Annotated in this window: 9 protein-coding genes; 6 read left to right on the plus strand and 3 right to left on the minus strand. The window is 58.1% G+C overall.

Annotated elements, in window-relative coordinates; all coding sequences use genetic code 11:
- Positions 1 to 237: 237 nt before the first annotated feature.
- The 4 genes from H8S59_RS24055 (at position 238) to H8S59_RS24070 (ending at position 3,813) form a co-directional block, all read left to right on the plus strand.
- Positions 238 to 1,536, plus strand: coding sequence for a serine/threonine protein kinase (locus H8S59_RS24055; RefSeq protein WP_095093449.1), 1,299 nt, complete (start codon positions 238 to 240; stop codon positions 1,534 to 1,536).
- On the plus strand, positions 1,529 to 2,341 hold the full coding sequence (locus H8S59_RS24060; protein ID WP_095093450.1) for an MlaA family lipoprotein: 813 nt from the start codon (positions 1,529 to 1,531) through the stop codon (positions 2,339 to 2,341). Before H8S59_RS24055 ends, H8S59_RS24060 begins: the two co-directional genes overlap by 8 nt.
- 314 nt (positions 2,342 to 2,655) lie before the next feature.
- Entirely contained in the window at positions 2,656 to 3,222 is a 567-nt protein-coding gene (locus H8S59_RS24065; RefSeq protein ID WP_187523044.1) for a YbhB/YbcL family Raf kinase inhibitor-like protein, read from the plus strand.
- A 96-nt stretch (positions 3,223 to 3,318) separates the two neighbouring features.
- Positions 3,319 to 3,813, plus strand: coding sequence for a MarR family winged helix-turn-helix transcriptional regulator (locus H8S59_RS24070; protein WP_187523045.1), 495 nt, complete (start codon positions 3,319 to 3,321; stop codon positions 3,811 to 3,813).
- Positions 3,814 to 3,988: 175 nt separating this feature from the next.
- On the opposite strand, the gene H8S59_RS24075 is transcribed toward H8S59_RS24070, so the two are convergent.
- The 3 genes from H8S59_RS24075 to H8S59_RS24085 all read right to left on the minus strand — a co-directional run bounded on the left by H8S59_RS24075 (position 3,989) and on the right by H8S59_RS24085 (position 6,976).
- Positions 3,989 to 5,407, minus strand: coding sequence for a TIGR00366 family protein (locus H8S59_RS24075; protein ID WP_187523046.1), 1,419 nt, complete (start codon positions 5,405 to 5,407; stop codon positions 3,989 to 3,991).
- Positions 5,408 to 5,552: 145 nt separating this feature from the next.
- Positions 5,553 to 6,209 (minus strand): CoA transferase subunit B, encoded by a 657-nt coding sequence (locus H8S59_RS24080; protein ID WP_187523047.1) that lies wholly within the window; start codon positions 6,207 to 6,209, stop codon positions 5,553 to 5,555.
- A gap of 65 nt (positions 6,210 to 6,274) precedes the next feature.
- Complete coding sequence (locus H8S59_RS24085; RefSeq protein WP_027902715.1) at positions 6,275 to 6,976, minus strand: CoA transferase subunit A; 702 nt, start codon at positions 6,974 to 6,976, stop codon at positions 6,275 to 6,277.
- 124 nt (positions 6,977 to 7,100) lie between these two features.
- Between H8S59_RS24085 and H8S59_RS24090 the strand changes: the two genes are divergently transcribed.
- A complete protein-coding gene (locus H8S59_RS24090; RefSeq protein WP_095095328.1) occupies positions 7,101 to 8,009 on the plus strand; it encodes a LysR family transcriptional regulator in 909 nt (302 codons plus the stop codon).
- Positions 8,010 to 8,155: 146 nt separating this feature from the next.
- The gene (locus H8S59_RS24095; protein ID WP_187523048.1) at positions 8,156 to 9,526 is read left to right on the plus strand and encodes a GntT/GntP/DsdX family permease; all 1,371 of its coding nucleotides are present in this window, start codon (positions 8,156 to 8,158) and stop codon (positions 9,524 to 9,526) included.
- The last annotated feature ends 60 nt before the right edge of the window (positions 9,527 to 9,586 follow it).

The following is a 9,586-nucleotide window of genomic DNA, read 5'->3' on the forward strand; positions in this document are numbered from 1 at the left end:
AGAACGGTATGTCAGACCGGCCCCCAACGCTGCCTCGCGTTGCTCGGGAGCTCCTACAGGGCTTGATTCCATTCCTTCACACTATAAAAAACCACTGTACTGCTCTCTTGACGCCAGAGAACGTGTATTGTCTCGATCTATTTACAAAGGTTCGCTTGCGAGTAGGGCACTTTGGCACTACACCGATGGTCATAGCCCGCGTATCTCATCAGCACTTCTTTCCCAAGGGATCTAGTCATGCTCCGTTTCCTGCGCTTCGCTGCCATTGTCGGCGGCCTCTGTTTGAGTGCGTCCGCTATGGCGGTCGATGTCGACCCCGCCACGTATGGCTTTCCTTTAAAGAACCCTTTTGAAGCGACCATTGCCACCACGCCTCCCGACATGCGTCCAGAGTTGCCCGCCGACGATGACATCGATCAGGACGACTACACCCTGAATCTGCGTCCGGAGCGCGAGTTCACGTTGCCAGACAATTTCTGGGCCGTGAAAAAGCTGCGTTACCGCCTGGCAAAGCAGGATCATGCCGCACCGCTGATCTTCCTGATCGCTGGTACTGGCGCACCGTATAACAGCACCATCAACGAATTCCTGAAGAAGCTTTACTACGGCGCGGGTTATCACGTCGTACAGCTGTCGTCGCCAACCAGCTACGACTTCATGAGCTCTGCCTCACGTTTCGCGACACCGGGCATTTCCACCGAAGATGCTGAAGACTTGTATCGCGTGATGCAGGCGGTGCGTGCTCAACAAACCGAGCTGAAAATCACTGATTTCTATCTGACGGGCTACAGCCTCGGCGCGCTGAACGCCGCGTTCGTCAGCCGTCTGGACGAGACCCGCCGCAGCTTCAACTTCAAGAAAGTCCTGCTGCTCAATCCGCCGGTCAACCTTTACACCTCGATTTCCAACCTCGACAAACTGGTGCAAACCAACGTCAAGGGCATCGATAACAGCACCACTTTCTATGAGCTGGTACTGGCCAAACTGACCCGTTACTTCCGTCAGAAAGGTTACATCGATCTCAACGATGCTCTGCTGTACGACTTCCAGCAGTCGAAGCAGCACCTGACCAATGAACAGATGGCGATGTTGATCGGCACCTCGTTCCGCTTCTCGTCAGCCGATATCGCTTTCACGTCCGACCTGATCAACCGTCGCGGCCTGATCACGCCACCGAAGTTTCCGATCACCGAAGGCACGAGCCTGTCACCGTTCCTGCGTCGTGCGCTGCAATGCGATTTCGATTGCTACCTGACTGAGCAGGTCATTCCAATGTGGCGCGCCCGCACCGATGGCGGCAGCCTGCTGCAACTGGTGGATCAGGTCAGCCTGTATGCGTTGAAAGATTACCTGCACAGCAGCTCGAAGATCGCCGTCATGCACAACGCTGACGACGTGATTCTTGGCTCTGGCGACCTGGGTTTCCTGCGCAAAACCTTCGGCGATCGCCTGACCGTTTACCCTTACGGCGGCCATTGCGGCAACATCAATTACCGCGTCAACAGCGACGCCATGCTGGAGTTCTTCCGTGGCTAAACGTCTTTTACTCCTCGCTGCCCTGCTCTGCGCAGGAACCGTCCAGGCTGCCGACGTCGTCAACAGCAACATTGCTGAACACCCGGCCACCGTGCTTCGTCAGGACGATGCCGACGGCTTTACCCAGCCGCTCAAGTCATTGCAGTTCAACCCGGGCCTGGATCAACGGGAATTCGAACGCGCCACGCTGACGGCGCTGGAAGTCTATGACCCGCTGGAATCCTGGAACCGTCGCGTCTACCACTTCAATTACCGCTTCGACGAGTGGGTGTTCCTGCCGGTGGTCAACGGCTACCGCTACGTCACCCCAGGTTTCGTGCGTACCGGCGTCAGCAACTTTTTCTCCAACCTGGGTGAAATTCCCAACCTGCTGAACAGCCTGTTCCAGTTCAAAGGCCAGCGCTCGCTGGAAACAACCGGTCGCCTGCTGGTTAACACCACCATCGGAGTTGTCGGCCTCTGGGACCCGGCCACCATGATGGGCCTGCCACGTCAGAGCGAAGACTTCGGTCAGACGCTAGGCTTCTACGGCGTACCGGCCGGCCCCTACCTGGTGCTGCCGCTGCTTGGCCCATCCAACCTGCGTGACACTGGCGGCCTGCTTTTCGACTTCACGGCCGAATCGCAGATCAACTTCCTCAACGTGGCTCAGGTCAGCAGCGATCACCCGGAGCTCCTCCTGCTGCGTGCTATTGATCGCCGCTACAGCACCAGCTTCCGCTACGGCCAGATGAACTCACCGTTCGAATACGAGAAAGTGCGTTACGTCTATACCGAAGCCCGCAAGCTGCAGATCGCCGAATAACAGTAAGGCGGTACAGAAACGGCCAGCCGGAGCGATCCGGCTGGCCGTTTTTTTGTGCACACTCACACCCTGGTCGAGAATGCGATCACCCTGTGAAGCTTGGGGTAGCGACGTGGGACCGGCTTTAGCCGGGAAGAGGCCAGTACATCCACGCCATATTTATCGTCTGAAATTCCGCCTTCCCGGCTGAAGCCGGTCCCACGTCGTCACATCCCGTTGCGAGTAAACATAGAATCTCCCACAGGAGAACCGCAATCTTCTGTGGGACCACGGCTTGCCCGCGATAAGAGCGCCGCGGATCAGGAGGTATCAAAATGCTGAATCGTCTGCTGGGCCGTATGTTGCGCGGCCGCGGTGCCACCGAAAACAAGCTGATCTGGAACCACAAGGCCGTAGCGTTTTCGCCGGTGGTTATCGACGTGCACAGCCCGGCGTTCGCCTCCATGGCGCAGATTCCGCTGTCCCATGTCGGCTCGGCCAAGGGCGGTAATCTTTCGCCGCCACTGGCGTGGGAAGGGCTGCCGACCGGCACAAAAGAGTTGGTGCTGATCATTGAGGATGCTGATGCGCCAATACCCTTTGCGTTCGTGCATGCGATTGCCGTCGGCATTTCGCCGCAACTCAACGGTCTGCCTGTCGGAGCTTTGAGCAGCGCTTCCCGCGGCTTGCTCACCTTGGGACGTAACACGTTTGGCGGCGCGACCTACATCGGTCCGCAGCCTCTTATCGGTCACGGTCCGCATCGATACAGCTTTCAACTGCTGGCACTGGATCGACAGCTGCACTTCGAGAGCCCACCCAATCGCAATCAGTTGCTCAAAGCCATCGACGGTGCGGTCATCGGCCGTGGACGGCTGGACGGGATTCATGAGCGAGCCTGATGCCGTGAACGCGTGGGTGTTGGCTGTTGCTGAGCACGGGGATATGCCAGCATTGCCCAAGGCAGCTCCTTGATAGACGTATCTGCAGGAACCTATATGAGCCAGAGTCCGACGCCAGTCTTTGCGTTGCAGATCCCCGACAGCCTTCGGATTGCACCGCGAGTGCTGTGTCATGCAACCAGCCTGCGCAAGGCGACCCGGCGTATTTCCCAGTTGTACGACGCGGTTCTGGCGCCCTGCGGTCTGCGCTCGACACAGCGTTCGATTCTGATGCAGGTGGCGCGCAATCAGGCACCGGCAGTGACTGAGCTGGCGGCGATTCTGGTGATTGATCGCTCGGCGCTGGCGCAAAACCTCAAGCCACTGGAGCGAGAGGGGCTGATCTCGGTGGATGTCGACCCGCAAGACAAACGCAGCCGACGCGTGCGCTTGACGCAGTCCGGCGTCGACAAACTGCTGGAGTCCCAGGCGCTGTGGGAACAAGCCCAGCAGTGTTTCGAAAAGTCCCTGGGCCAGCAGCAGGCCTGTGAGTTGCGTGAGCTGTTGGCCAAGGTTGCCGTACTGGATTATGACGGTAGTTGTTCAGCCTGAATGTCTGAATTCAAATGTCTTAGGCAAACACGAACCTGTTGGAGCTGCCGAAGGCTGCGATGGCGATCTTTCTGATACACCGCATCGCCTGCATCGCGGGCAAGCCCGGCTCCCACATAGAGCCAGGTCAGCCCCTGCAGCAAATGCTCTTCAATTCAAACGGCTGTAAACAGGTTTACGGATGCATCGGCGGTATGTACGCCAGGGTCGAGCCCAGAATCCACAGCAGGAACAACACCAGCGGTGTGTGCACCAGCAATTGCACGAACGAGAAGCCGATCAAGTCCCGGGCCTTCAAGCCCAGTACGCCCAGCAGCGGCAGCATGTAAAACGGGTTGATCAGGTTCGGCAGCGCTTCGGCGGCGTTGTAGATCTGCACGGCCCAGCCCAGGTGATACTCGAGGTCGTTGGCCACTTGCATCACATAGGGTGCTTCGATGATCCACTTGCCACCGCCCGACGGGATGAAGAAGCCCAACACTGCCGAGTACACGCCCATCAGCAGCGCGTAGGTGTCGTGGGACGCGATGCTGGTGAAGAACGTCGAGATGTGATGCGCCAGGGTCTGTGCGTCCGTACCCTTTACGGTTGTCATCAATGCTGCGATCGAACCGTACAGCGGGAACTGGATCAGCACACCCGTGGTGGTGGGCACTGCCCGAGTCACTGCATCAAGAAAGCTGCGTGGACGCCAGTGCAGCAGCGCGCCGACCATGATGAACAGAAAGTTATACGTATTCAGACCGGAAATCGCGGTAATGGCCGGTTTGGTGGAAAACTCGTTGAAGATCCAGCCGGACGCCAGCAGCACCATCAGAATGATTAGCAGCGGGCTGTATTCCAGCCATTCGCCCGGGCGAGTACGCGCGGGCAGCTTTGGCATGCTGAACGACGGATCGACGCCGCAGGCCTGGGCATCCTTGGCGCTGTTCGGGCCCGGCGCTGTGGCGTAAGCGACCACCAGAGAAACCACCACCAGAGCAGCGAGCAATACACCGGACTGCCAGAGGAAAATGGTTTCTGTGAACGGGATAACGCCGGTGATCGCCAGAATAGACGGCGGCAGGCTGCCGGGGTTGGCTTGCAACTGTGCTGCAGAGGATGAAAGCCCCAGTGCCCATACGGCGCCGAGCCCCAGATACGCCGCAGCACCTGCTGCACGGTAGTCCATGCGCAGGTCGGTACGGCGGGCGAGGGCGCGGACCAGCAAACCGCCGAATACCAGGGACAGGCCCCAGTTGAGCAGCGAGGCGACCATGGAAATCAGCGCAACCCAGGCCACTGCCGAACGACCGTTCTTGGGGATGCGTGCCAGTCGGTCAATGAGCTTTACCGCAGGAGGCGAGCTGGCCACCACGTAACCGCCGATGACCACGAAGGCCATTTGCATGGTGAAGGGAATGAGGCTCCAGAACCCGTCACCGAAGGCTTTGGCGGCGTCGGCAGGCCTGGCGCCCATGGCCAGGGTCGCCACCGTGACGATGACTACCGCCAGTGCAGCAAACACCCAGGAGTCAGGAAACCAGCGTTCCGCCCATTTGGCGCAACGCAGGGCAAAGCGGGCTGAGCGGCTATCTTCGATATCGGCGGCCACAGGGGTTGTCCTCTTGTATTTATTATTGGGGTTGAATCTGTAACGCGTGGCTTTTGTAGGAGCTGCCGAAGGCTGCGAAAACGGCATCTCTGACACACCGCTATCGCAGCCTTCGGCAGCTCCTACAAGGGACTATTGATCCCAATCAGAAACTCATCTCGACCACATCATCAGGCACGATCAATTTACCGGCGGTCTTGGCGATGATTTCTTCAACGCTTACGCCCGGTGCACGTTCGCGCAGAATAAAAGCACCGTTTTCGATTTCCAGGTAGGCCAGGTCTGTCAGTACCTTGCGAATGCAGCCAGCGCCGGTCAGTGGCAGGCTGCAACGGGGGAGCAGTTTCGACTCGCCGTCCTTGGACGCGTGGGTCATGGTGACGATGATATTGTCGGCACCGGCCACCAGGTCCATGGCACCGCCCATGCCTTTGACCAGTTTGCCGGGGATCATCCACGACGCGATATTGCCTTCCACATCGACTTCGAAAGCGCCCAGAACGGTGAGGTCCACATGGCCGCCACGGATCATTGCGAAGGATTGGGAGGAGTCAAAAATCGATGCGCCGACGCGGGCCGTCACGGTCTGCTTGCCGGCGTTGATCATGTCGGCATCGATGGTTTCTTCGGTGGGGAATTCGCCCATGCCCAGCAGGCCGTTTTCCGACTGGAGCATGACGTCGATGTCGGTGGGGACATAGTTGGCCACCAGCGTCGGAATGCCGATGCCGAGGTTCACGTAGTAGCCATCTTTAAGTTCGCGTGCAACCCGTTGAGCCATTTGTTCGCGGGACAGTGCCATGGTCTGATCTCTTTGTTGTTTTATGCCGTTGGCTGTACAAGACAGCATTCGGAAGCAGAATGACGTCAGGCTTTTCTGACGGTGCGCTGCTCGATACGCTTCTCGAAAGTGCCGAGAATGACCCGGTCAACATAAATACCCGGCGTATGGATCTGCGAAGGCAACAGCACACCCGGTTCAACGATCTCTTCGACTTCGACCACCGTGATCTTGCCCGCGGTTGCCACCACCGGATTGAAGTTCTGTGCGGTATGACGATAGATCACATTGCCGAAATGGTCGGCTTTCCAGCCTTTGACGATGGCGAAGTCGCCAGTAATGGCTTCCTCAAGGATGACGTTGCGGCCATTGAACTGGCGGGTTTCCTTGCCTTCGGCCACCGGCGTGCCATAGCCCGTCGCGGTATAGAACGCCGGGATACCCGCACCGCCTGCGCGCATTTTTTCGGCGAGAGTACCTTGGGGGGTGAGTTCGACTTCCAGCTCTCCGCTGAGTAACTGGCGTTCGAACAGCGCGTTTTCGCCTACGTATGAAGAGACCATCTTACGAATCTGGCGATCTTCGAGGAGTATGCCCAGACCAAAGCCATCGACGCCGCAGTTGTTGGAAACAACAGTCAGGCCCTTGACGCCCATGCGTTTGATTTCGGCAATAAGATTTTCGGGTATGCCACACAGGCCGAAGCCACCGCATAACACCGTCATGTTGTCGGTCAGCCCGGCGAGGGCTTCCTGATAAGTCGCCACTCGCTTGTCGAGTCCAGCCATGATGATCCGCCTTTTATAGTTGTGGTCGACGGTCCGGCCGTCGGGGAGCGTTGCGACATCTTCTCTCGGAGGCAGTGATTTGTTAATTTTGTTTTTCTGATCGATTAATAAGAAAAGCAAATATATGAACGTCAAACAGTTAAGGGCGTTTCTGGCCGTCGCACAGCATTTAAGCTTTGCCCAGGCGGGTGAGCGGCTCCATGTTTCGCAACCTGCGCTGAGCCTGACCATTAAAAGTCTGGAGGATGACCTGGGTGGGCAGTTGCTCAGCCGCACCACGCGAACGGTCAGCCTTACGCCCGAAGGCGAAACCCTGCTGCCGCTGGCCCGGCAACTGCTGGCTGACTGGGACAACGCTGAAGAACTGCTGCGCCAGCGCTTCACCTTGCAGCTGGGAAAAGTATCGGTGGCCGCCATGCCGTCGTTTGCCGGTAACTTGCTGCCCGGCGCGCTCAAGGTGTTCCGCAGTCGCTACCCACGAGTCAATGTAGCCGTTCATGACCTGATTAACGAAGAAGTGCTGGAAATGGTCCGTCATCGGCGGGTTGAACTGGGCATCGGTTTTGAACCCGAGTCCAGCAACTCACTGGTCTTCACGCCGTTCTATACCGACCGCTTCGTTGCAGTGGTGCCGCAGGATTCACCATTGGCACAACGTAAGGAAGTCACCTGGCAAGCGCTTTTGCAGGAAGACTTCATCGCCTTGCAGCGCCCTTCGGCCGTGCGTTTACTGCTTGAGCATCATCTGCAAGCGCAGCATGGCAAGTTGTCTGTTGCGTTCGAAAGCCATCAGTTGTCGACCATTGGCCGCATGGTTGCCAGCGGTCTGGGCGTCAGTGCGGTGCCTTCATTGTGTATTCAGCAGATGCATGAACTGGGCGCGCATTGCATTGCGCTGGTGGGGCCGACGATTGAACGCCCGATTGGCCTGATGATGCTCGCCGATCACAAATTGTCGGCCGCTGCTCAGGCATTGCGCGAAGTGCTGATCGAGTATGCGCAATCCCAGGTGCCGGGGTTAGCGAGCGTCTAGATCAAGGAGCTGGCCGGGAGGGGAGCGGTGAAACTGTCACAAACTTCATATTTGCGCGTCGGCTGTTCCGGTATCGTGTTGTGTAATTACAACTAAATGTTTCTGCTGGATCGCGCTTGCAGAAATCAACGATAAGGAAGAGCGCCTTGGATGTATCTTCTGCTGCCTGGCTGGTGCACGACACCCGCCTGATTGTCTGCTGTCTGATTGCAATTGCTACGATCATTGTCTTGATCAGCGCCACAAAACTCCCTCCTTTTCTTTCGATTCTCATCGGCACGTTCATCGCCGGAATCGGTGCTGGCCTGCCTGCTGAGGAAGTCGCCAAGGCTTTTAGCAAGGGGGCGGGGGGGATTCTGGGGGAGGCCGGATTGATTATCGCCTTGGGTGCGATGCTCGGCGCCTTGATGGCCGAGTCCGGGGCTGCCGACCGAATCGCAACTACATTGCTGGGGTTTGGCAAGGGCAGGTCATTGCCTTGGGTCATGGCGCTGGTGGCCATGGTCATCGGCCTGCCGTTGTTTTTTGAGGTCGGGCTGGTGCTGATGGTGCCAATCATATTTGTCATGGCCCGGCGTTCCGATCAGCCTTTACTGAAAATCGCGATTCCGGCCCTTGCAGGCATGACCACTTTGCATGCATTGATGCCGCCGCATCCAGGGCCATTGATTGCGGTCAGTGCCTTGCATGCCGATCTAGGGCTGACGATGCTGCTGGGATTCTGCATTGCCGTTCCGGCAGTGATTCTCGCCGGGCCGCTGTATGGCAACTGGTTGTCCAGGCGCATGGACATCAAGGAACCGGCTGAGCTGGGTGAGCTGTTTTCGGCCAAATCTGACGTCACACGCCAGCCGGGATTCGGCATTTCATTGCTGATTATTCTGCTGCCGGTGATTCTGATGCTGGGCAGCACGTTGGCCAAGATATTGATGGACCCGCATAACTCGTTGGCCCTGACCCTGAAGTTTCTCGGCGAACCGTTGGTGGCGTTGAGCATTGCGGTAATAGCGGCGGTCATTTGCCTAGGCTGGGCCAACGGCCTGACTCGCGAACATGTGAACGGTACGCTGCGCAAAAGTCTGGCACCGATTGCAGTTCTGCTGCTGACCATCGGGGCGGGCGGTGGTCTCAAGCAGACCTTGCTGGATGCCGGTGTGAGCCAGACCATCAGTAAGGTCGCAGAGGGCGCACATATCCCGTATCTGCTGCTGGCCTGGCTGATTGCCGTGGCCTTACGTCAGGCCACCGGATCCGCGACTGTCGCGACGACCACCACGGCGGGCATTCTTGCGCCGATGATGGCGGGGCTGGCAGCAACGCAAAGTTCGTTGGTGGCCCTTGCGATTGGTGCTGGCTCGGTGTTCTTCTGCCATGTCAACGACGCGGGTTTCTGGATGGTCCGCGAGTATTTTGGCCTTCAACTGAAGCAGACGATCTGGGTCTGGTCGGTGCTGCAGACCATCGTGTCAGTGGTGGGGCTGGTGGGTACGCTGCTGTTGTGGTGGTGGCTGACGTAGGGCGGCTGCGGTCTCTGTGGGAGATCCTGTGTTTGCCTACAGTCTGATGTGACGACGTGG

It is taken from the genome of Pseudomonas folii (assembly GCF_014357575.1).
Lineage (GTDB): Bacteria > Pseudomonadota > Gammaproteobacteria > Pseudomonadales > Pseudomonadaceae > Aquipseudomonas > Aquipseudomonas folii.